Genomic DNA, 22,328 nt, shown 5'->3' with positions numbered 1-22,328 from the left:
TGTTTAAACCTCGAGTATGCCTAGCTTACGATGGATTGCCAATCTGCTTTATCAAATCCTCAATAGACAGAGGTTTAGCATAGAAATACCCCTGACCTAAATTGCAGTCGTACTCGATCAACTGCTGGCTTTGCTCTTGCGTTTCTATCCCTTCGGCGACCACTTTCATCTTATGCGCTTTGCCGATGGCGATGATCGCTTTGACCAGCGCATCACTCTGTTTGTTGACCAGCATTTTATCGACGAAGCTGCGGTCAATCTTGATCTCGTTAATCGGTAGATTGCAGAGGTAGCTCAGAGACGAGAACCCAGTACCAAAGTCATCCAACGAGACTGCAAAACCGCTCTCTCTGACTTGATTAAGGATTGGGGTGACCATTTCTAAGTCATCAATCAGGACGTTCTCGGTGATTTCAACCGTGATGCGGCTGCGGTCGATCTGCTGTTCATCAATAATACGAGTAAGCTGATCGAGGAAGTTTTTCGCCATCAATTGGCTCGGCGAAATGTTAATGGAAAGACCCAGCGCGTCCTGCCCATTGGGGAAGTGCGCAATGATGTGCTGACACGCATGGCGAATGACAAACTCGCCAATTTGATGGATAAGACCGATCTCTTCTGCTTTACGTATCAGCTCAATCGGTGACACATGCCCAAGCTCAGGGTTATGCCAACGCAGCAGCGCCTCTACCGATTCAAACTGGCCAGATTGCAGGTTGATCTGCGGTTGGAACACCATATAGAGCTCATTATTCCTGATGGCATTTCTTAGCTCTTTTTCTAGAGTCAGCTCGTACTGGACACGCTTGTTAATTGACTCATCAAAGAACAATACGCGCCCTTTGCGGCGGGCTTTTGAGGTATAGAGCGCTGTGTCGGCGCGAGTGATAAGCTCTTCCGGATTTAAGCCATCTTGCGGATAGATAGAGACACCGATACTACAACTGGTGGAGATCACTTTGCCATCCACCACCATTTCTTGTTTAAAAATATCGCGGATTTGATGGGCGATCTCTTCGGCATCGAGCACTGAGCCCAGTTGTGGGAAGCAGAACACAAATTCATCACCGCCAAAGCGCGCTACCAGTGAGTGATCATTGAGCATCTCGGTAAACTGATGGCCGACATAGGTCAGCAGCTTGTCGCCCACAGAATGACCAAAGGCGTCGTTGACCTTTTTAAAGTCATCAATGTCGACAAACATGATCGCCGTGAGCGGTGTCTCTTGATTGGCATTGCGAATCGCCTCTTGAATAAACTCAATCAAGAAGGTGCGGTTGGGCAACTCGGTTAAACTATCGTGCAGGGCTTGATGTTGCAGCTCACTTTTGGCCTCTTGCAACTGGGTAAAGTCACGCGAAATCTGCTTTTGCATGATGCGATAACGTAGCCCAACACGTTTACCGACCACCCAAGAGAGCAAGCCTAAAATGCCACAGACCAGAATGCTTGCTAGCAAGACTTGGTTGAGCTCACGCTGATTGCTCTGCGTGATCTGCTGCTCTCGGTCGGTGAGAAAATCTTCAACGGGCTTGAGGTAAACGCCTGTCCCGACAATCCAATCCCAGTCGGGCAGGTAGGTAACATAGCTGAGCTTGTAGGAATCTTCGCTGCCGAGAGGGGTTTGGCTTGAGTGGTAACGGACAAACCCACTGCCTTGATGAGCGGTATCGACAATGGCTTGAATATACTGAAAGCCGGTTTTATCGGTAGCGTCTAAGCGTTCAACACCGAGTAGCGCTTTGTTGGGGTGAGAGAGCATCGCCCCTTTGCTGTCCATGATGAAAATGTAGTCGTTGTTGCCGTAGCGATAATCTGAGATGCGTTCAATCAAACGTTGTTGGATATCTTGCTCGACATCCACCACGTACTCACCGGTACCAATAAACCAATCGTAGGGCTCAAACAGCGCCACATAGCCAATTTTGTCAAACTTTTGATCCAAAGCATTGGGTTTGTTCCAGTGCCAACGGTGGTAGACACGCTGTTGGTTGCTGACCATTCTGGAGAGATCTTGGATGATGTAGGAGCCGTTGACGTCTTGCAAATTCCACATATCCGTCCCTTGTAAGTGGGGCAGAATCGGATGCATGACATTGGTGCCATCGAGCTGATAGACAAAGAAATATCCGCGCCCTTGATTGAATCGAATGGGTCTGAGCGCTTCGGTGATCGCCTTTTTGATGGTCTCTTCAGGTTGGCCTTCATACTGGCGATATAAGTTTTGTGCAATGGCGAGGGCTTCTTCAACGCGCTGTTTAATGTCTTGGCGGAGCAGATCTTCGGTGCGTTTTTTCTCAAACTCAATCTGATCGACAATATTGGTCACGCGATTTTGGATACTTTTGCGCTGTGTGGTGTAGAAGTTGTCGCGCAGGGAGTTGACGTCTTTTTCCAGCGCAAAGCGATTTTCGTTGACGATTAAGGCCACAATGACAATCGCAAATGTGACCATTAAGGTAAGCGGCACATACTGAATGAACATCAGCAGTTTTTTATCATTAGAGATACCGTCCTGCACTACACACCTCGTCTTAGGGCTTTTTGATTAAGTGTAGACAGAAAGTACTAGCTTGCCAGTTAACTTATCTCATCGAGAGAGAGCTCAAAACTCGGGGCGAAGGTGTTGAGGAAGTACTCCATTTCGGGGGTATGGCGCTCTTTTAGTGTCACATCGAGGCGCTTTTTGGCCAAGGCGTATTCATGGTTGCCTGCACTGAGCTCTTCCAAGCATTTGAGATAGGCACAGATGGTGTCGGCTTGCTTAACGATTGCAGCATCGTCACTGTGCGCTTGATGAGAAACTAAGTAAGGCGCAAAGTCTTCTTGGAACTCTTCCGGCAGCATGGAGAGCAACTTCTTCTCGGCCGCCGCTTCGATTTTTTTGTACTCTTTGGCGATCTCAGGATTGTAGTATTTCACCGGAGTGGGTAAATCGCCCGTCAGTACTTCACTGGTGTCGTGATACATGCCGAGCAGTGCGACACGCTCTGCGTTGACTTGGCCGCCAAACTTCTTGTTTTTGATAAGCGCTAGCGCGTGGGCGACAAAGGCGACTTGCAAGCTGTGCTCGGAGATGTTTTCAGTAGACACAGAGCGCATGAGCGGCCAGCGCTGAATGAGTTTCATACGGGCCAAATGGGCAAAAAAGTGGCTTTCTTGGGGCTGATTGGATGACATTTCTCTACCTCCTAGAAATGAAAAAAGGACACGAGGTCGTGTCCTTAGCATAAGAAAATTTGGCGGCGATTACTATTGCCCAATCGCTGATTACACCATGTCGCCGAGACGCGTTACTGGCTGTACCCGGAGAGGAATTTCTCAAAGCGGCCAATGGCCAGTTCCAAGTCTTCAACATGGGGCAATGTCACGATGCGGAAGTGATCCGGTTTAGGCCAGTTGAAGCCAGTGCCTTGTACCAGTAGCACCTTCTCTTGGATCAGAAAATCCAACACCATTTTTTGGTCATCTTTGATCTTGTACATCTTGGTATCAATTTTAGGGAACAGGTACATCGCCCCCTTAGGTTTGACGCAAGAGACGCCAGGGATTTGGTTGATCAGCTCCCAAGCGCGGTCGCGCTGCTCCAGCAATCGACCACCCGGTAAGATCAACTCATTGATGCTTTGATAGCCACCGAGCGCGGTTTGAATTGCATGCTGCATAGGCACGTTGGCACACAAACGCATCGACGCCAGCATGTCCAGGCCGTTGATGTAGCCTTGAGCAAGGTGTTTTGGCCCGGTCATAAACATCCAGCCGCCACGGAAACCACACACACGGTAGGCTTTAGAGAGGCCATTGAAGGTCATCACCAGCACATCGTCGGTTAAGGTCGCAACGGAGGTGTGCGTCGCGCCATCGTAGAGTACTTTGTCGTAAATCTCATCGGCGAAGATGATCAACTTGTGTTGGCGCGCAATTTCAATCACTTCCAATAGGAAATCACGGCTGTAGACCGCGCCGGTTGGGTTGTTTGGGTTGATCAAAACAATCCCGCGGGTTTTGGGCGTGATCTTCTTCTTGATGTCATCCAGATCGGGGTACCAATCGGCTTGCTCGTCACATAGATAGTGCACCGCTTTACCACCTGACAGTGCGACTGACGCTGTCCATAGTGGGTAGTCCGGTGCTGGCACTAGCATCTCTTCGCCGTTGTTGAGTAGCGCTTGCATCGCCATCACGATCAACTCCGACACGCCGTTACCGATGTAGACGTCTTCCACATCAAGCGAGCGAATACCTTTACGTTGGTAATGTTGTACGACCGCTTTACGGGCTGAGTAAATGCCTTTGGAATCGCAATAACCTTGTGATGTTGGGAGGTTACGAATTACATCGACCAAAATTTCGTCAGGGGCGTCGAAGCCAAATGGGGCGGGGTTGCCGATATTGAGCTTTAGTATTTTGTGTCCTTCTTCCTCCATGCGTTTAGCATGTTTCAGTACAGGACCCCTAATGTCATAGCAGACATTGTCGAGTTTTGACGACATCCCGATATTTTGCATTGGCAACAACCTAAAAATAATTGAATTTCTTTATTAAAGTAACTCAATTCAAAGTTATTTAGAATAAAAATCTGAATGATTGCGGCTATTTAGTGAGCTTGTAGCACGCGTATTATCACAGGATTTTGCAAAACATTGCTTGCATCCTTGATTTGAGTAGGGTCAATAAATAGAGTAGCGGTATAAAATTGAATAATGATCTCTTTGCATACGAGGCTGATTTGTCCCATTTCCATCAAGCAGTCATTGAACTGATAGAACGCGTCAAGCAAGCAGAAGATGGCACCGCCCGTCTGGTTCAAGCTCTTGAAGACAAACCAGAATGTTCAATGATCGATTGGCTGGATGCTCAGCCGCTTTTCCCTAAATTTTACTGGCAATCCCGCGATACTCGTGAAGAGGTGGTGGCGCTCGGTCAGTTGCATACTTTCGTTGACCCGGCTCCCGCTTACGCAATTTTATCGGCAGATCAGCGCGTGTGGGGAGGGCGAGCGTTTGATGGTGACGATGAAAAAAATCGCCGTTGCATGCCGTCGTTGTTCTTCTTACCTCAAGTGGAGTTGATTCGTCTTGATGACCAATGGTCTTTGGCGGTCAACCTCAGCCCAGACAAATCGCGCACCTTGATGGCGCTAAACAAATTGCGTTGCGAGGTGGTCAAGCTCAAGCCTTTAAGTGCTAACGTGCAGAGCATGACCCATAGCCCAGAGCAGCCGCAGTGGCATGATTTGGTCGACAAAGTGTTGCACGGTATCGACAACGATCAGTTTAAAAAAGTGGTGCTCGCAAGGCGCACCGATGTGGCGCTCGACCGCGCGATCAGCGCCGCGCAACTGCTTAAATCCAGCTATGAGCAAAATCACCATAGCTTCCATTTTATGCTGGCGCTAGACAGCAAACACAGCTTCGTAGGGTCAACGCCAGAGCGGCTCTATGCCCGCCAAGAGAATGAGCTGCACACCGAAGCCTTAGCTGGCACGATTGGTCGTGGGCAAAGTGCGACGCAAGATATGGCGCTCGCCAATTGGCTGGCTAATGACAGCAAGAATCTCAACGAAAACCAGTACGTGGTGGATGACATAGTGCAAAGCCTTGCGCCGTTTTCTTCCCATGTTGAGGTGGAGCAAGAGGCGCGTTTGGTTCGGCTGAGAAAAGTGCAGCACCTCAAGCGCACCATTCACGCCACGCTGCACTCGGGGATTAACGGTGTGCAGCTGCTTGGCGCTTTGCAGCCGACGGCGGCGGTCGCGGGTTTGCCGCGTCAGGCGTCGATCGATTTTATTCGCCAACACGAGCCGTTTGCGCGCGGTTGGTACGCAGGTTCTATGGGCTTTATTAGCCATCAACGTGCCGAGTTTTGCGTGGCGATCCGTAGCGCTTTGGTCTTGGGGGAGACAGTGCAGCTCTTTGCCGGGGCAGGGATTGTGCCCGGCTCTGTGGCTGAGCATGAGTGGCAGGAGCTGGACAAAAAAATGTCGACGCTACTGTCACTGTTTGGCCATCAATCACCGCCTTTTTGTCAACGCTCATCATTAGGAGTGGCTTCGTAAATGCCCCCACAAACCTATACACAAGCGGTGACAAATCGTCTTTGGTCGCGTGTTTTACTGGAAGAATTATCTCGATTTGGCGTGCGTCACGTCTGTGTCGCGCCTGGCTCGCGTTCAACGCCGTTGACCCTAGAAGCCCATGCCAATGCACATTTTACCTTGCACACCCATTTTGATGAGCGAGGTTTAGGCTTTCTCGCTTTAGGGTTGGCCAAAGCCAGTCAACAACCAGTCGCTATTGTCGTCACCTCTGGGACGGCGGTGGCCAATCTTTTGCCTGCGGTTGCTGAGGCCAAGTTAACCGGCGAGCCTTTAGTGGTGCTCAGTGCCGATCGCCCGCCGTCGCTGGTGGATTGCGGCGCGAACCAAGCGATCAATCAAATAGGGTTGTTCTCAACCCATGTCACTAACAGCTTAAATCTGCCTATCCCTGCGGCGCGAGAGGTGTATCCTTGGTTGCTGACATCGGTTGATAACCTGATGGCAAGCCAGCAGCGCGAGGGCGGTGCGGTGCACATTAACTGCCCGTTTCCTGAGCCTCTCTATCTCAGCGTTGAGGATGAGCCTGTCTTGGCGCAAAGTCTCGATACCTTATGCCCTGAACTGGCTAAGTGGACGCTATCATCCACACCTTATTCGCAAAAAAGTGCTGCTCAGCACAGTGAGCCTTGCCATGTTCCTAATCTGGCGGGCAAGAAAGGCGTGGTGGTGGTGGGGAGTGTGGAATTACAGGAAGCCAAACAAGCCAAACACTTAGCCGACACATTAGGTTGGCCGGTGTTTTGCGATCCGCAGTCGGGCGTCAGTTCGCCTTGGGCACACTACGATTTATGGCTGCAAAATTCGCGTTTTCGCTCTCAGCTTGCATCTTGCGAGTGCGTCCTACAGTTTGGCTCGCGTCTGGTCTCTAAACGTTTGGTGCAGTGGATAGCCGAGTGCGTTGCCGACTCGGGTGCTGAGTATCACTATGTATCGCCTCACCCTGTGCGCAATAACCCGAACCATCTGCCACAGCATCATCACGAGGTGGATATTGGCCGTTGGATTGGGCACGTCCAAGCGATGATGCCCGCACCAACAAGCCATCAAACCGGATGGGCGGAGGGCATAATAGAAGCAAGTGAGCAAACACGTCGCCTAGTGCAGCAGTTCAATGTGAATGGCGCGCTCAGTGAAGTGTCCGTGGCCATGTCGTTAGAATTGTTGCCCGATGAGGCATCGCTCTTTATTGGCAACAGTTTGATTGTTCGCTTGGCGGATATGTTTACTGCGTTGACGCCGCGAGAGGTACTGAGTAACCGCGGTGCATCGGGCATTGATGGCTTGATTGCCACCGCAGCAGGCGTTGTTCGTGAGCGTCAAACGCCGACTGTGGTGCTGCTTGGCGATACCTCCGCACTTTATGACTTGAATTCACTTGCCCTGTTCCATCATGAGGCAACGCCGGTGGTGATTGTGATTACCAACAACGATGGCGGCGCGATTTTTGATTTGTTGCCGGTCCCAGATAGGGAGAAGCAAGCTCTGTATCAAATGCCGCACGGTTTTCATTTTGAACACGCCGCGGCTCAGTTTGGCCTTGCGTATCGTCAGCCAAAGACGTTGGCGGACTATCAGCACTGTTTAGCCACGCACCTCAAGCAGGGAAGTGGCGCACTCATTCTTGAAGTTGTCACGCCCGCGGGTGAGGCGTCGAGTCATATTCGTCAATGTGTTAGTCAGATCCATGCTCTCTAGTCAGTTCTTCCCTGCCGATGATGTTCAGAAAAAAGACAGTATTCAGCAAGCTGATGACGCGCCGCTATTGGTGTTTCTTCACGGCTTTCTTGGTTCGAGTGACGACTGGCGTGAGACGCTCAGCTATTTGAGCGAGTTTGATCGACTTTGCCTCGATCTTCCGGGGCACGGTGAGAGTGTCGGTATCCACACCGAGTCATTTTCGACTTGCTGCGCACAGATCACCAAGAGCGTGTTGGCGCGATTGCAGAGTGAGCAAATCTCTTTGGAGCGACCTATAGTGGTAGTGGGTTATTCGCTTGGCGCTCGCCTTGCCATGATGGGCACGGTGAAGCGCGATTTTGCGCCGTTGAATATCCAAGCCTTGCTGCTCGAGGGCGGTAATTTTGGCTTGCAAGACGAAGCACAGCGCCACGAGCGATGGCTCAGTGATGCGCAATGGGCCCGCCGCTTTAGCGAGGAGCCGATTGAGCAGGTATTGAGCGATTGGTATCGCCAGCGCGTATTTAGTTCACTAAAGGATGCGCAAAGACAAACTCTTATCGCCAAGCGCAGTGATAATCTAGGCCCCGCGGTGGCCAAGATGCTATTAGCAACGTCTTTGGCGAAGCAGCCGGACTGCTTAGACGCACTGCGCCAACTCACCCTGCCAATCACCTATGTCTGCGGTGAGCAGGATGAGAAATTTAAACAACTTGCACAGCGCAGCAGGCTCCACCTCTGCTGCGTTGAGAATGCGGGGCACAATGTTCATGTTGAACAGCCCCAACGCTTTGCAGAGCAGGTGCGCGCGCAGTGTATTGCGCTTTCCGCTCGCTCTTAGACATTATGCCCCGCTCGGTTGGGCTACGAGACAAAACAGGAATCATCATGGCTAAAACAGTCGGTATCTCAGAAGAAGAACTCTACGCTCCCGTTCATTGGCGTGATTGCAGCGCCGAATATGAAGACATCCACTACCACAAATCGGACGATGGCATTGCTAAAATCACCATCGCTAGACCTCAGGTGCGCAATGCGTTTCGCCCTTTGACGGTTAAAGAGATGATCCATGCGCTCGCGGATGCGCGCTACGATGAGAGTGTTGGGGTGATCATTCTGACTGGGCTAGGCGAAAAAGCGTTCTGTTCAGGCGGGGATCAAAAAATTCGTGGCGACTACGGTGGTTACCAAGATGATTCTGGCACTCACCATCTCAACGTATTGGATTTTCAGCGCCAGATCCGGACATGTCCAAAACCTGTGATCGCCTCGGTGGCCGGTTGGGCGGTGGGTGGAGGGCACGTATTGCACATGATGTGTGACCTCACGATTGCCGCAGACAACGCCCAATTTGGTCAAACAGGACCCAAAGTGGGCTCTTTCGATGGCGGTTGGGGCGCCTCTTACATGGCTAGAATTGTTGGGCAAAAGAAAGCGCGTGAAATCTGGTTCTTGTGCCGCTTTTACGATGCCCAAGAAGCGCTCGACATGGGACTGGTGAATACCGTTGTGCCGCTGGAAGAGTTAGAAAAAGAGACGGTGCGCTGGTGCCGTGAAACCTTGCAACACAGCCCAATGGCGCTGCGCTGTCTGAAAGCGGCGTTAAATGCGGATTGTGATGGTCAGGCGGGGCTTCAAGAGTTGGCAGGCAACGCAACCATGATGTTCTACATGACCGAAGAAGGCCAAGAGGGGCGCAACGCTTTCAATGAGAAGCGTCGCCCTGACTTCAATAAATTCCCACGCAATCCGTAAAGGAGTTGGTGATGAGAACAGCCAAACTGTACCGCTACGAACTGCCAATGGACAGTGGCGTGATCCTGCGCGAGCAACGTTTGACTGTGCGGGAAGGCTTTGTGATTGAGCTTTGCTGCGACGGTCAAATTGGTCGTGGTGAAGTTGCGCCGTTGCCCGGCTTTAGCGTGGAGAGTCTCGATGAGGCTTACGCGCAATTGGTCGAGCAGCTTTCTTACTGGCAACTGGGCCAAGAATTGGCGCTGGATGCGCTGCACCCGTCGGTGGCCTTTGGTCTATCGATGGCGCAGATGGAGCTCGACAACGCCTTGCCGGCTGAGGGTTGTTTTCAGGCCGCGCCGCTGTGCTCGGGCGACCCAGATGAGCTGTTGCCCAAACTGGCGGGGATGAGCGGGGAGAAAGTCGCCAAAATCAAAGTTGGCTTGTACGAGCCAATCCGAGACGGCCTACTGGTGAGTCTATTCCTTGAGTCGATTCCCGATTTGACGCTGCGTCTTGATGCGAACCGAGCATGGAGCGCGGATAAGGCGGCGCAATTTGCTAAGAAAATCGCGCCGTCGCTGCGTCAACGTATCGCTTTTATTGAAGAGCCGTGTCAAGCGCCGGGGGACAGCTTCTCCTTTGCCATCAATACCGGCATAGCGATTGCCTGGGATGAAACACTGCAACACGCCATGCGCAGCGAGGATTTCTCACTGCACGATCTCAATGGCGCCAAAGCGATCATCATCAAACCGACCTTAATCGGTTCGATTGAACGCTGTAAATCGCTGATTGAGCAAGCGATGTCGCTGGGGATAAAACCGGTGATCAGTTCAAGTATTGAGTCGAGCCTTGGCTTGACTCAACTGGCGCGCCTTACCCATTGGTTGCTGCCGGAGACGATTCCAGGTTTAGATACCGTCGGATTGTTTGCTGCGCAACTTGAGGTCCCTTGGCCGGGCTGTGAGCTGCCGGTTACGCCACTCTCTTCGCAAAGTCTCATCTGGCAATGTTAATCGCCGCTGTGAGATGCGAGCACTGTGATGGAAGGCTTCATGTTGTCACCCGTTAGACAATGGGCGCAGCAGTGCCCATTGCAACTGGCCTTGCGCACGCCAGAGCGAGACTATACTTGGGCAGAGCTGTCTGATGTGGTCAGTGAAACAGCATCGACTCTCGATCAGCAAGGTGTGGGGCAGGGGGATGTGCTCACCTGCATCGATAAAAACAATTCGGAACTCCTATTTGTGTTGCTGGCGTGTATGGAGCTAGGGGCCATTTGCGCTATCAGCATGCCCGGTAGTGAGCGGGAGAGGGCGCAAAAGCTTTCTACGTTGTATCCCGCATCCAACGCTGTGAAGCTGTGGTCTTCTCGCCAAGATATTCGCAGTACCCTCCGCTTAGACTTCTCTGCCAACGAGCGACAACGCCAAGAGAATTTTTCTCACAGTTACCACCCAGATAACCTCGCGACGCTAATTTTTACCTCAGGCTCGACTGGGCCTGCTAAGGCCGTCGCCCATACACACGCGCAGCATTTGGCCTCAGCGACGGGTCTATTGGCGCACTTTTCTTTTCAGCCTGAAGATTGCTGGCTACTGAGCTTGCCGCTTTATCATGTCTCTGGGATGGCGATTGTCTATCGCTGGTTGGTCAGTGGCGCGCAGCTCAAAATCGGCACGGGTGAGTTGGCGCGCGACATTCAACAGGTGACTCACGCCTCGCTGGTGGCGACGCAGCTTAAACGTTTACTCGACAGCCAACAGCCTTTACAACTGAGCCGTGTGTTACTTGGTGGCAGCCATATTCCGCTAGAGCTCAGTCAACAAGCAGCGGATCGCGGTATCGATACCTGGTTGGGGTATGGGTTGACGGAAGCGGCCTCGACCGTGACAGCAAAGCGCGTGGATGGCAAAGAGAGCGCTGGTGTGGTGTTACCCCATCGCCGCGTGATGGTGCACGACGGGCGGATTTTGATTGGCGGTGAGACACTCGCGTCAGGGTACTACTTTCAAGGTCAATTGACCCCGCTCCCGACGGTTAGCGTGCCGGGCCAGGGTGATGGGTTTGATAGCAAAGATTTAGGCCAGTGGCAGGACAATGAACTGTGCATACTTGGCCGTGCCGACAACTTATTTATCTCTGGCGGCGAGAATGTACACTGCGAAGAGATAGAAGCGGCGCTCTGTACCCACAGTGCAATTCGTCAAGCGATTGTGGTGCCCGTTGACGACGCCGAATATGGCCAGCGGCCTATCGCAGTTATTGATGCCAACGCACTGCCCGATAAAACCGAGCTAGATTCCCACCTAACACCATTATTAGCCAAGTTCAAATGGCCCATCGGTTACTATTTGATGCCCCCTGAATTGACCCAAACAGGCATCAAAGTCTCGCGTTATGAGGTTAAGAAGTTTGTAGTTTCAAGTTCCTAGTTGCTAGTTCCTAGAGTAGGGCGTTCTTCCTTCTAGGAACTAGAAACTAGGCACTCGCCTCTCTCTATTCATTAGGTCTTTTGGCAATATCACAGACCAAATCTGAATTTCGTTTTGTTATTCCTCTCTTTCATAATAACCGCTAGTTTAAATGGTGATGGGAATAAGCAATGAATGCGATCTTGATCGTCGCGGTGGTGATTCAGATTATTGTCGCGACGCAAAGCGAGGGTGTGATGCGCTCGTTGTGCGAGCTCACGGCTTTCCTATTGGTCATTGTGTTGGTCTTTCGTCAGCGTCAGCGATTGAGCCCACGTCGCAGACAGCAAGACAACAAAGTGATGATCGAACCAGAAGATCTCTAATGTCGGTTTGCGCGTTAACTGAGCATTAGCCAAGTCAGTGAACCGCATGAAATCAACACCCATAAGGTGATGCCAAACAACAAGGGTTTGGGTCCGGCAGCTTTCAATTTTTCTAGCGAAATACCACATCCAATCAAAAACAGACAGACCACTAATGCGCGCTTTGCCAGCGCGAAAAGGCCATCATAGAGCATTTGAAATTGCGGTAGCGCATCACTCACTCCGATCGCCGCGCAGTAGAACAGGATGAAATAGGGGATGGTGACCTTTTTTGCATCGCTGTGAAAAATCCACGCACTCACCAGAGCCACAGGCACTATCCATAACGCACGCGCTAACTTTAGCGTGGTTGCGGTGGTAAGTGCTTCCTCACCGTACGACGAAGCGGCGCCGACCACCGAAGAGGTGTCATGGATGGCGATGGCGGCCCAAGTTCCGAAGGTGTGTTGGTCGAGATTGAGGGCGTGTCCAATCAACGGGAACACAAATAAAGCGACCGAGTTAAGCACAAATACAGTTGCCAGTGCCAAACCAATTTGCTCATCTTTCGCATTGATCGCCGGTGATACGGCGGCGATGGCGCTGCCGCCACAAATCGCGGTGCCTGATGAGATTAAATAGCCGGTGACCGTGTCCAACTTAAGCTTCTTCGCTAGCCAGCTACCGATGAGCAAGGTGCCAACGATGGTGGTGATAATCAGGCCGATACCATCCGCGGTGACGCTGATGGCTTGCTGAAATTGAATACCAAAACCCAAGCCAACAATGGAGTAGGCGAGCAGCTTTTTGGTGATTTTTGCAAGCGGGATCGACGCCGGTACCCAGCCCATCGACGCGATCAAAAAGCCAATCACCAGTGCGGTGGGTGACGAAATCCAGGGCGTTAAACACAGGGCCAGTGCTGCCCAGAAAAGCCAAGTTGAAGAGGATCGGATCATCGTTGCTCTAAGTGCCTACAGAAACGTGTTCAGTGAATAACGTCAGTCTAAAGCAGTTTTGTTGTTAAGTAGATTAGTATGATTTGAACAAGCGTTAAGTTTTTCTTAACGCTTGTCTTCACAGTGAGCGCCTGTATCAAGTCGTGTGCGGGGTGATTATCGCCAATCGCCGCGCAGTTCGAGCACGCGTTGCTTCATTCCTTCGGCGGATGCCTCTTGCGGTGCCACCGGCTCTCCGGCTTCGATTTCAATTCTCGACCAGAATCGACTCGGCAAGCCTTTGCAGGCACTGCCTTTCAGGCGACTAAAGTAGCTGCCCCACATGCCTTTCAGAGCGACGGGAATCACAGGGACAGGGCTGCGTTTAAGAATGATGTCCATACCGCGCATAAACGGGCCGATTTCGCCATCAGGCGTCAGTGTGCCCTCAGGGAAAATACAGACGATGTGTCCCTCTGCCAACGATTGTTCCACTTCGCTGAACGCGCGGCGGATAGAACCGCGGTTTTGCGCGCAAATCGGAATCACGCCCGCCCGCTTTAAAAAGCGTTTTAGCGGAGGAAGATGGGCGTACTCTTCATGCATCACAAAACGAATCAAACGCGGACACACCGCGCTCAGTAGCAGCGCATCCATATAACTGACATGGTTACAGACAATCAGTGCGCCGCCCTGTTCGGGCAGGTGGTGTAAGTTTTTGTGTTTGACGCGATAGGCGCTGTGCGTCAGCACCCAAACCAAAAAGCGCACCGCAAAAATCGGCACTTGCAGGAAGAGATAGAGCGCGACCAAGGCATTCAACACCGACAGCAGAATAAACAGCTGCACTATGGTGAGGTTGAGTAAGCTCAGGCACACAATGCCCATCACAGCACTGCCTACCATAAAGAGTGAGTTGTAAATATTGAGCGCCGCAACGACCTGCGCGCGTTCATTCTCTTTCGAGCGCTGCTGCATTAACGCATACAAAGGCACGATAAACAGACCGCCAGAGGCGCCCAGCAGTAGCAGATAAACAAACACTGGCCACAGTGCTGAGTGGCTAATAAACGCGAGGAACGTTGAAAATTCAGGTAATTGCTCAGGTACAGAGAGCGCCATGAGTAGACCAAACAGGGTAATCCCGGCACTGCCAAGCGGCACGATGCCAATATCGATGCGATTTTTCGATAGCTTGTCACAGGCCATGGATCCGACCGCAATGCCGATTGAAAACAGCGCGAGCAGGAAGGAGACCGCGGCTTCATTACCACTTAAGTGCAGTTTGGTGAAATTTGGGAACTGAGTCAGGTAGGCAGCGCCTAAAAACCAGAACCAACTGATCGCCATTAAAGTTTGAAAGACGGTTCTGTCGCGTTTTGCAATCGCAAGTGTACGGCGTGTCTGTTGGATAGGCTGCCAACGAAAGGTCAGGTTTGGGTCGCTGGCTGGGGCAACCGGAATTGATCGGCTCGCGAGATAACCCGCAATCGCAAACACCACGACGGCACCCGCCGCAACGTATTTGGCGTTCTCTGCGGAGGCAATGACGCCAGCGCCCAGTGTGCCGAGCAAAATGGCAAGAAAGGTGCCGGTTTCGACTAAGGCGTTGCCGTTCACCAGTTCATGTTGTTTAAGCTGAGAAGGTAATAGCGCGTATTTAATCGGCCCGAAAAACGCCGATTGGGTACCCATTAAAAACAGTAACAAGAGCAAAATAACATAGCTTTCGGTAATAAAACCAACAGCGCCAAGGCACATAATGGCAATTTCCGCCAATTTGACCTTACGAATGAAGCCCGCTTTTTCGTATTTGTCTGCCAATACTCCCGCCGACGCCGAGAATAAAAAGAAAGGCAAGATGAACAGGCCCGCAGCGAGGTTGATGAATAAGTTGCTAGAGATGGGGAGCGCGTTTGCGCCCGCGAACGCGACAAACAGCAGCAAAACATTTTTGAAAATGTTGTCGTTAAACGCGCCAAAAAACTGGGTAATAAAATAGGGTAGAAAGCGCTGTTGTCGAAGAAGCGAGGTCTGGGGCTCTGACATGAAGGGGCCTTTTATTGATTACCAGCTTTTAAGATAGCTCGAAAGTAAATTTTCGATAAGCACTTTGCCCTCAATCGGCTCAGCAGCAAAAAACTTATCATCGACACTGAGTAAGGTAATGCCGTGAACGCCCGCCCACAACACGCGACTGGCTTTCACCACTTCTTGATCTGAGCGATGAGGGGCGACGGCTTTCAGCAGATGTTCCAGCATGCTGGTCATACCGTCAATGCGCTGTGCTTGCCATTCGGGCAGCTCTTCCCCGTTCATATTGTGCTCAAAAATGAGCTGCCAACGGTAAGGGTGGCGTGCCGCAAAGTCGTGGTAGCAATAGGCAAGCTCATATAAGGCCTTGGTGCTGTGGTTACAACGTTCAACGACCTTTTTTGACTCAAGCGCGAGTTCGTCCAGTGTTTGAGCGACCGCGTGTAAGAGCAGCAGGTTGTAGTTGCCAAACACATTCACCAAGGTGCTCGGAACATAGCCGATTTTGTTCGCCAGCTTACGCAGGCTCAACTCATGATGAGAGTGAGTCGTGAGGAACTCTTTTACCGTGTCTAAGGTGAGTGCGATCAGCTCTTCGCGAGTGTGGTCGTTGCGTCTGGCCATAAAAAGGGGATGAAAATGAACAATGTTCAATATTCTAATAAGCACCTGTTCGATCCGCAACAAAACAATCACTAAATTGGGTCGTTTCCTTGCGGATAGCTGCAATATTCTGATACATCATAAACCCGGCTTCTGGTTTCTTTATCAAGGATGTCTGGGTATTATGCGATGATAACGAAAACTTCATCCTCAAATGGAAACTCTAAGGAAAAATATGAAACGTTTGTTTTCCCTAGTTGCTCTACTCATGGTCTCTGTCGCCATGACGCCTGTTGCCGAAGCGAAAAAGTTCGGTGGTGGTAAATCTTTCGGTAAAAGCTTTAAAACAGCCCCTGCGCCGAAGCAGCAGCAACAAAACACCAATACGCTGGGTAAAGATCAAGCGACCAAAGCACCGAGCTCAAGCAAAAAAGGCTTAATGGGCGGCTTGCTTGGCGGTCTGCTTGCTGGTGGCCTGCTCGCGGCATTTTTCGGTGGCGCGTTCGAGGGCATCCAATTTATGGATATTCTCATTCTCGGTTTGATCGCCTTTGTGATCTTCAAATTTATGCGCGGCATGCTGGGCGCAAAACAGGGCAGCATGAATCAACATCGTCAGCAACCTGCTTTTGGCGGCAGCGCACCCAAGTTCGAACAGCCGAATGTTCACAACTTTGAACAAGCGTCTGCCTCTTCTGCAGGCGGTTTTGGTGCACAGACTGATGTGCCACACAACACGCCACCGGGTTTTGACCAAGCGGCCTTCATCAACGGCGCGCGTGAGCACTACCGCATTTTGCAAGGGGCGTGGAACCACAACCAGTTGGAGACCATTGAAGAGTACGTGTCACCAAGCTTGTTTGAAGACCTAAAAGCAGAGCGTGCGAAGCTAGAGGGCGATCAACACACTGACGTTATGTACGTGGATGCGGAAATCGTGCGAGCGGACTACGACGCGTCAAAAGCGCAACTGAGCCTACAGTTTAGCGGTCGCTACCGTGATGCGGTGGAAGGCGTTGAAGAGAATATCGAAGACATCTGGCACCTAGAGCGTGACTTAACCGTCGACAATGCGCCATGGTTGATTGTGGGTATCCAAGGATAATATCCTAGGGCAAGAAATAGTATCCTAAGGTAAGAAATAGTAACCTGATGTAAGAAAACGCCCATTTCGATGGGCGTTTTTTTCACCTCTCCATGATTGACCTTAACAACCAAAACAAGGAAAGAGTAACGTGGCTGAATTTAAGTACCAACACCTCTCACAGGAAGAGCAAGACAAACTCGATGCCGCTGTGTTTCGCCGCTTGCTGTCACACCTAGACGACAATAAAGACGTGCAAAATATCGATCTGATGATCTTGGCGGGTTTTTGCCGTAACTGCTTTAGCAAATGGTACAAAGCCGAGGCGGACAACCAAGGGTTAGCATTGGATATTGATGACGCACGCGAGCGTGTTTACGGCATGACTTACGATGAGTGGAAGCAAAACCATCAACCTAAGGCTACCCCAGAGCAGTTGGCGGCCTTTGAAGCTCGTCAGAATCGCACCAAATAGCGAGTAGCTACAGAGCGAATCAACGCAGTAGCAAACGTCAGAGACCAAAAAGCCAGCGAAGGTTCTACCTCGCTGGCTTTTGTTTAGATTGCGCCTATGTTTAGATTGCGTTGAGAGGCGGTTTAGAGCTTAAGAAGCACTTTAACATCGCCCGTAACCGCAGACTCATCCACATAGCCAATCGCGCTGGCATTCGAAGAGACTTCCGCAATCACGCCAGCGTAATCCGCCACTTGAACAGGCGCTTCGGCTTTACCCGTGAAGACCAAGCGTGACCAAGCCGATTGCAGCTGAGACTCACTGCGACCCGTGGCGATTTCATGAAAAGCAATACGCCCAGCGTCGCCATCAGCCAGCTCAACGATACGCGCAGTTGAGCCATTGTCGAGCTTGGTTTTCTTGCCCATAAAGAGCTTTTTCACATCTCCCGCTGAAAGTGAGTCCACACCAGCCGGATTACCAATCACGACCATACCTGCTAGCGCATTGAATGAAAGGGCAGAAGCCGCTAATAAAGTGATCAGTTTTTTCATCGCTTCCTCCTTAGAATACAAAGTCTAGACGTGCAGAGTAGACGAAGGTGTCTTGCTCCAAAAATTCAGAATATGAACTGTTTATATTTGTTTGATAGCCGCCTGACGTATCTTTGTAGTCAACGTATGTAACATCAAATTTTAGAGCCATATTTTGATAAAAATCCCAACGGCTACCCAGAGAGTATGAGATGCGCTCGTAGTTAGAGATCTTATTTAGGGCAAGAGCGGTTTGGTATGCTGATAGATCCGAAACGGCGAGCGCGAGGCTAGGTTCGGGACGTTCATCATCATCCGTGGTTTCTACCCAGCTTGAGGCTATGTAAGGAGTAAATTCGCCAATACGGTACCCGACTAAGCCAGAGAGTGAACGAGTGTCATAGAATTTTCCGTCCAATTGAACGTCGGTACCTTCGACATTAACGAGTAAGTCGCCATTATCGTACTGTGCTCCGAGGGAAATAAACTGCCCATCTTTGTCTTTGGCTATCACAGAGAGGTTACAGCCATCGCTGCTGTCAGTACATTGTGGATCTGCTGTTGCTCTAAAATATGAGCCACGTAAAGTAATATCTTCGTAGTTCCAACTCGCCGATAAACCCATTAATTTGTTGAGTTTCACCTCACCAATGCGAGAATCATCTTCGTCTACTGTACCAATCCCAAGTACTGGTTGAATAAGCAAGGTTGATTCATCAAAATCGACTGGTATTAGGAGCTCAGCGCCAGTATACCCTTTTAAGACAATGTTCTGATACGTCTCTTGAGAGGGTCTCAACATTGGATAGGCGTACCCTAAGTCGATGTAATCCGAGTAGAAAAACAATGGTAGGCGTAACTTACCAGCACGCGCGGTGAAAGAGTCAAATTCGTAGGCAAGGTAAGCCATTTCAAATTTTGGGTCGTAGTCATATCGACTGTTTGCAACAATTTGAGTGACAAACTTAGCTCGATCATTCACTTGGAAGTCAAACTGAATTCCGGCGAGTGTTTCTTGTTCCCACTCAACGTTGTCATCAGTGTATCCTGCGTAGCCGACATCATTGTCTGCTTTACCGATACCAACGGAACCAAATCCTCCGATAGATAGGTCTTCTAAACTGGCAGCGTTAGCGCCAAATGCGGCGAGTGCCACACAGCTTGCTAGAATCGTTCTTTTCATCCTGAACTCCACTACTTTATGTTGGGGGTTATCATAGTTATTTAATTTTGGGCGAATTTGTCCACACCATCGCGCTTACGAGACGGTGTGAGAGACAAAGAGGTCGCTACTTGACCTTAAAGTGACTCGTCAGTTCGGTTAAGTTAGCGGTAATAATGTTGATGTTTTGCGCGACGCTATCGAGCTCACCGACACTGTCTGCCGTGCCTTGAGCCATGTTGCGGATGTTGGCCACTATGGTTTCAATCTCTGCGGATGTGCGTTCTTGCTCTTCTGTGGAAGAAGCAATCAGTTCGTTTTTGTGGCTAATATCCGAGACGTCAGCGGTGATGCGTTGCAAGGATTGCTCGGCGACGAGCGATTTCTCTACGCACGCTTCCGCTTTGTTGGCGCTTTCGGTAATGATGTTGGCAGCGGTTTTGGTCTGTTCCTGTAACTGCTGCAAGACAGATTGAATTTCTTGAGTAGAGGTTTGAGTGCGAGAAGCGAGGGTGCGCACTTCATCGGCCACCACGGCAAATCCGCGGCCCTGTTCGCCCGCGCGGGCGGCTTCAATGGCGGCGTTAAGCGCCAGTAAGTTGGTTTGCTCAGCAATGGCGCTGATCGCATCCAGAATCGAGCCCGCATTTTGGGTGTTGGCATCGAGTTGTTGAACGACGGTCGAGGCGTTTCTCACGTCTTCTGTCAGCTCTTGAACGGCAGTGATGGTGCTCTTAACTTGCACTTCACCATTGCTGGCTTGCTCACTGGCGCTGTTGGCTGAGACGGAAGCATCGCTGGCGTTAGAGGCAATCAGCCTCGCAGCTTCAAACAATTGCGCCAGTGAGCGAGAGACTTCTTCGATCGCCTGGTACTGTTTGTCTGACAGGCTTGAGGTCGAATGGCTCGATTCCACTAGAGTGGTGGAAATGTTGTCCAGCTTGCTGACGTTTTCGATAGTGTGGGTGACGTTTTGCTGCAACTTATTGACGAATAGGTTGAAGGAGTCGACCACAGGTTTCAATTCATCGCGTTTGTCATGTTGAATACGAACGGTGAGATCGCCATCGCCCTCAGCAATATCGCGCATGTTTTCGGCTAAGGCACCCAGATCGCGGCGAATGCCACGAGTGACAAATGCGCCCATGACGATGATCAGAGCCAGCGCCACAACGCCAAGAACGCTCATGTTGCGACTTGCGATCACGTTGTCACTTTGTAGCTCCGTCACCGACTGTTCAAACTCATCAATGCGAGCTTGAGAGAAATCGGACATTTGGGTGGTCAGTTGGCTAAGAAGTTGGTTGTTTGCTTCGGCTTTTTTGGCCGCCTCGGACAGATCGAGTTCACCATCAATCATGCCGAGCGCGACATCATAAGTGCCATTGAAATAGCTCTCTAACGTCGATTTAAGTTGCGCAGTCTGTGATTTCAGTGCTGGCTGCAACGTGGCTTGCATCTCAAAGTTGCCGACGATTTCCGCGAGCGTATCACGGTTGATGTCGAGCATCTCTTCATCACCAAGTGTTACGGCGAGATTGAATCGCTCTGCAAGCTGGGAGAGCAGCACAGAGTTCAGGGAGGCCGAGTTCATCACGGGGTAATAAAGCTTATTGATATCACGAACTTGTTCGGTGTTATTGGTGAGGGTTGAGCCACCGATAGAGAGAATGCTCACAAAGCCGAATAGCGACACCAAGCAGAGTGCAAGGACCTTCCCACGAATGGAGAGCGACAGCATAGAAATTTCCTTATTTCAGTATCAACAATTTAATGGTGACTGTTATAGTTTTAAGGTACGTAATATTATTATCAATAATCATCACATCTTATCAACACTAAAACAATAACCTAGCCACGTTATTTTGCTATTACTGTGAAGGATAGTCGCTCTTTTGGGACTCTGCTGAGTTTAAAACAGAAGTCTTAGGTTAAAAATTGATTTTTGTATGACTTAGTCCCTTGCTATTTTCGTTATTTATAATAAATACAACGGGTTAATAAACGCACGATTTTATCACCCGTTGTTTGAATTTATCGGATGTTTAGCTCCGATCCTGTGGTTGCAAACTGTTTAAGTTGCGTGAGGTAAGGCGCTAAATCACCAATGTGATCCTCAACCCATTCTGGTGAAAAGTAGGTATCGAGGTAGCGCTCGCCACTGTCACAGAGTAGCGTGACAATCGCGCCTTGCTCGCCTTTGGCTTTCATTTCGCTGGCAATTTGCAGCGCGCCGAACAGATTGGTGCCTGTGGACGGCCCCACTTTACGCCCCAGAACCCCCTCAAGCCAATGGATGGTCGCGACCGAAGCGGCGTCCGGAATGGTGCGCATTTCATCGATAACGCCGGGAATAAAGCTCGGTTCGACTCTTGGGCGGCCGATCCCTTCTATTTTACTGCCACAGTCGAGCGTCAATGAGGCATCGCCAGTACGATAAAATTGATGAAACACTGAGTGTTCTGGGTCAACCACGCATAACTTGGTGTTGTGCTGTTGATAGCGAATAAAGCGGCCAATGGTGGCGGAAGTGCCGCCTGTTCCAGAGCTCATAACAATCCAACTGGGGATAGGGTGCGTCTCGAGTGCCATCTGGCTAAAGATTGAGTTGGCAATATTGTTGTTGCCGCGCCAGTCTGTCGCGCGCTCGGCATAAGTGAACTGGTCCATATAATGGCCGTTGAGCTCTTTGGCGAGGCGGTGAGATTCTGCGTAAATCTGGTCGGTGCGTTCGACCAGGTGCGCTTTGCCACCGTAAAATTCGATTTGCTCAATTTTTTTCCGCGCGGTGCATTTGGGCATCACAGCGATAAAGGGCAACCCAAGTAGTCGCGCAAAGTACGCCTCTGAGACCGCGGTACTGCCGGAAGAGGATTCAATGATCGGAGTGTCAGGCCCGACCCAACCATTACATATTGCGTACAGAAACAGTGAACGTGCCAATCGGTGCTTGAGCGAGCCGGTGGGGTGAGTACTTTCATCTTTTAAGTAGATATCAATGCCGTCAAGACACGGCAAATCGAGTTTGATGAGGTGAGTATCGGCGCTGCGTTGATAGTCCGCTTCAATTTTGCGCACAGCGCTGTTTATCCAATCATGATCTTTACACACAGTATCGCTTCCATTGTTCATGCAATGAAAATAAACTAACTTCAAATAAGGAGAAATGCTTACCTAATTTTCCTTGTATTTGCTATCAACGTAGAAAAAAATTCTCCCATAACCCA

Annotated in this window: 19 protein-coding genes; 9 read left to right on the top strand and 10 right to left on the bottom strand. The window is 50.5% G+C overall.

Features of this window, described 5'->3' with window-relative positions:
* Positions 1-25 precede the first annotated feature (25 nt).
* The 3 genes from AC6R10_RS01400 to AC6R10_RS01390 all read right to left on the bottom strand — a co-directional run bounded on the left by AC6R10_RS01400 (position 26) and on the right by AC6R10_RS01390 (position 4,508).
* Positions 26-2,521, bottom strand: coding sequence for a bifunctional diguanylate cyclase/phosphodiesterase (locus tag AC6R10_RS01400; RefSeq protein WP_500671264.1), 2,496 nt, complete (start codon positions 2,519-2,521; stop codon positions 26-28).
* 59 nt (positions 2,522-2,580) lie between these two features.
* Entirely contained in the window at positions 2,581-3,180 is a 600-nt protein-coding gene (gene yfbR / locus AC6R10_RS01395; RefSeq protein WP_334550923.1) for a 5'-deoxynucleotidase, read from the bottom strand.
* Between the two features lie 113 nt (positions 3,181-3,293).
* Positions 3,294-4,508 (bottom strand): pyridoxal phosphate-dependent aminotransferase, encoded by a 1,215-nt coding sequence (locus AC6R10_RS01390; RefSeq protein WP_334550921.1) that lies wholly within the window; start codon positions 4,506-4,508, stop codon positions 3,294-3,296.
* A 221-nt stretch (positions 4,509-4,729) separates the two neighbouring features.
* Between AC6R10_RS01390 and AC6R10_RS01385 the strand changes: the two genes are divergently transcribed.
* The 7 genes from AC6R10_RS01385 to AC6R10_RS01355 all read left to right on the top strand — a co-directional run bounded on the left by AC6R10_RS01385 (position 4,730) and on the right by AC6R10_RS01355 (position 12,314).
* Complete coding sequence (locus AC6R10_RS01385; protein WP_500671263.1) at positions 4,730-6,058, top strand: isochorismate synthase; 1,329 nt, start codon at positions 4,730-4,732, stop codon at positions 6,056-6,058.
* Complete coding sequence (menD, locus tag AC6R10_RS01380) at positions 6,059-7,795, top strand: 2-succinyl-5-enolpyruvyl-6-hydroxy-3-cyclohexene-1-carboxylic-acid synthase (protein ID WP_500671262.1); 1,737 nt, start codon at positions 6,059-6,061, stop codon at positions 7,793-7,795. It begins immediately after the preceding gene.
* Positions 7,785-8,618 (top strand): 2-succinyl-6-hydroxy-2,4-cyclohexadiene-1-carboxylate synthase, encoded by an 834-nt coding sequence (menH, locus tag AC6R10_RS01375; protein WP_500671261.1) that lies wholly within the window; start codon positions 7,785-7,787, stop codon positions 8,616-8,618. The genes menD and menH overlap by 11 nt, the downstream gene beginning before the upstream one ends.
* A gap of 47 nt (positions 8,619-8,665) precedes the next feature.
* Positions 8,666-9,532 carry a 1,4-dihydroxy-2-naphthoyl-CoA synthase gene (gene menB, locus AC6R10_RS01370; RefSeq protein ID WP_334550914.1) on the top strand — a complete coding sequence of 289 codons (867 nt, stop codon included), beginning with the start codon at positions 8,666-8,668 and terminating at the stop codon, positions 9,530-9,532.
* 11 nt (positions 9,533-9,543) lie between these two features.
* Positions 9,544-10,530, top strand: coding sequence for an o-succinylbenzoate synthase (gene menC / locus AC6R10_RS01365; RefSeq protein WP_500671260.1), 987 nt, complete (start codon positions 9,544-9,546; stop codon positions 10,528-10,530).
* Between the two features lie 39 nt (positions 10,531-10,569).
* A complete protein-coding gene (gene menE / locus AC6R10_RS01360) occupies positions 10,570-11,949 on the top strand; it encodes an o-succinylbenzoate--CoA ligase (RefSeq protein ID WP_500671259.1) in 1,380 nt (459 codons plus the stop codon).
* 170 nt (positions 11,950-12,119) lie between these two features.
* Positions 12,120-12,314 carry a hypothetical protein gene (locus AC6R10_RS01355; RefSeq protein WP_500671258.1) on the top strand — a complete coding sequence of 65 codons (195 nt, stop codon included), beginning with the start codon at positions 12,120-12,122 and terminating at the stop codon, positions 12,312-12,314.
* Between the two features lie 14 nt (positions 12,315-12,328).
* Here AC6R10_RS01355 and AC6R10_RS01350 read toward each other — a convergent pair whose 3' ends face one another.
* From AC6R10_RS01350 to AC6R10_RS01340, 3 genes are all read right to left on the bottom strand, one after another.
* Positions 12,329-13,252 (bottom strand): YeiH family protein, encoded by a 924-nt coding sequence (locus AC6R10_RS01350; protein WP_500671257.1) that lies wholly within the window; start codon positions 13,250-13,252, stop codon positions 12,329-12,331.
* A gap of 156 nt (positions 13,253-13,408) precedes the next feature.
* Positions 13,409-15,280 (bottom strand): MFS transporter, encoded by a 1,872-nt coding sequence (locus AC6R10_RS01345; RefSeq protein WP_500671256.1) that lies wholly within the window; start codon positions 15,278-15,280, stop codon positions 13,409-13,411.
* An 18-nt stretch (positions 15,281-15,298) separates the two neighbouring features.
* On the bottom strand, positions 15,299-15,889 hold the full coding sequence (locus AC6R10_RS01340) for a TetR/AcrR family transcriptional regulator (RefSeq protein ID WP_487903448.1): 591 nt from the start codon (positions 15,887-15,889) through the stop codon (positions 15,299-15,301).
* A 214-nt stretch (positions 15,890-16,103) separates the two neighbouring features.
* Here AC6R10_RS01340 and AC6R10_RS01335 point away from each other — a divergent pair, with 214 nt between their 5' ends.
* Complete coding sequence (locus AC6R10_RS01335) at positions 16,104-16,973, top strand: Tim44 domain-containing protein (RefSeq protein WP_334550905.1); 870 nt, start codon at positions 16,104-16,106, stop codon at positions 16,971-16,973.
* Between the two features lie 130 nt (positions 16,974-17,103).
* On the top strand, positions 17,104-17,427 hold the full coding sequence (locus AC6R10_RS01330; RefSeq protein WP_500636973.1) for a DUF1244 domain-containing protein: 324 nt from the start codon (positions 17,104-17,106) through the stop codon (positions 17,425-17,427).
* Positions 17,428-17,549: 122 nt separating this feature from the next.
* Here AC6R10_RS01330 and AC6R10_RS01325 read toward each other — a convergent pair whose 3' ends face one another.
* From AC6R10_RS01325 to AC6R10_RS01310, 4 genes are all read right to left on the bottom strand, one after another.
* Positions 17,550-17,960, bottom strand: a complete 411-nt coding sequence (locus tag AC6R10_RS01325; RefSeq protein WP_334550902.1) for a phosphate ABC transporter substrate-binding protein — start codon at positions 17,958-17,960, stop codon at positions 17,550-17,552.
* Positions 17,961-17,970: 10 nt separating this feature from the next.
* Entirely contained in the window at positions 17,971-19,122 is a 1,152-nt protein-coding gene (locus AC6R10_RS01320; protein ID WP_500671255.1) for a hypothetical protein, read from the bottom strand.
* Positions 19,123-19,228: 106 nt separating this feature from the next.
* Positions 19,229-20,695: a methyl-accepting chemotaxis protein gene (locus tag AC6R10_RS01315; RefSeq protein ID WP_500671440.1), complete on the bottom strand. Its 1,467-nt coding sequence runs from the start codon at positions 20,693-20,695 to the stop codon at positions 19,229-19,231.
* Positions 20,696-21,135: 440 nt separating this feature from the next.
* Complete coding sequence (locus AC6R10_RS01310) at positions 21,136-22,212, bottom strand: PLP-dependent cysteine synthase family protein (protein ID WP_500671254.1); 1,077 nt, start codon at positions 22,210-22,212, stop codon at positions 21,136-21,138.
* Positions 22,213-22,328: the final 116 nt, after the last annotated feature.

This window comes from Vibrio sp. R12-SG2-ISO1, from assembly GCF_059834045.1.
This window is presented reverse-complemented; position numbering and strand designations above follow the sequence as displayed.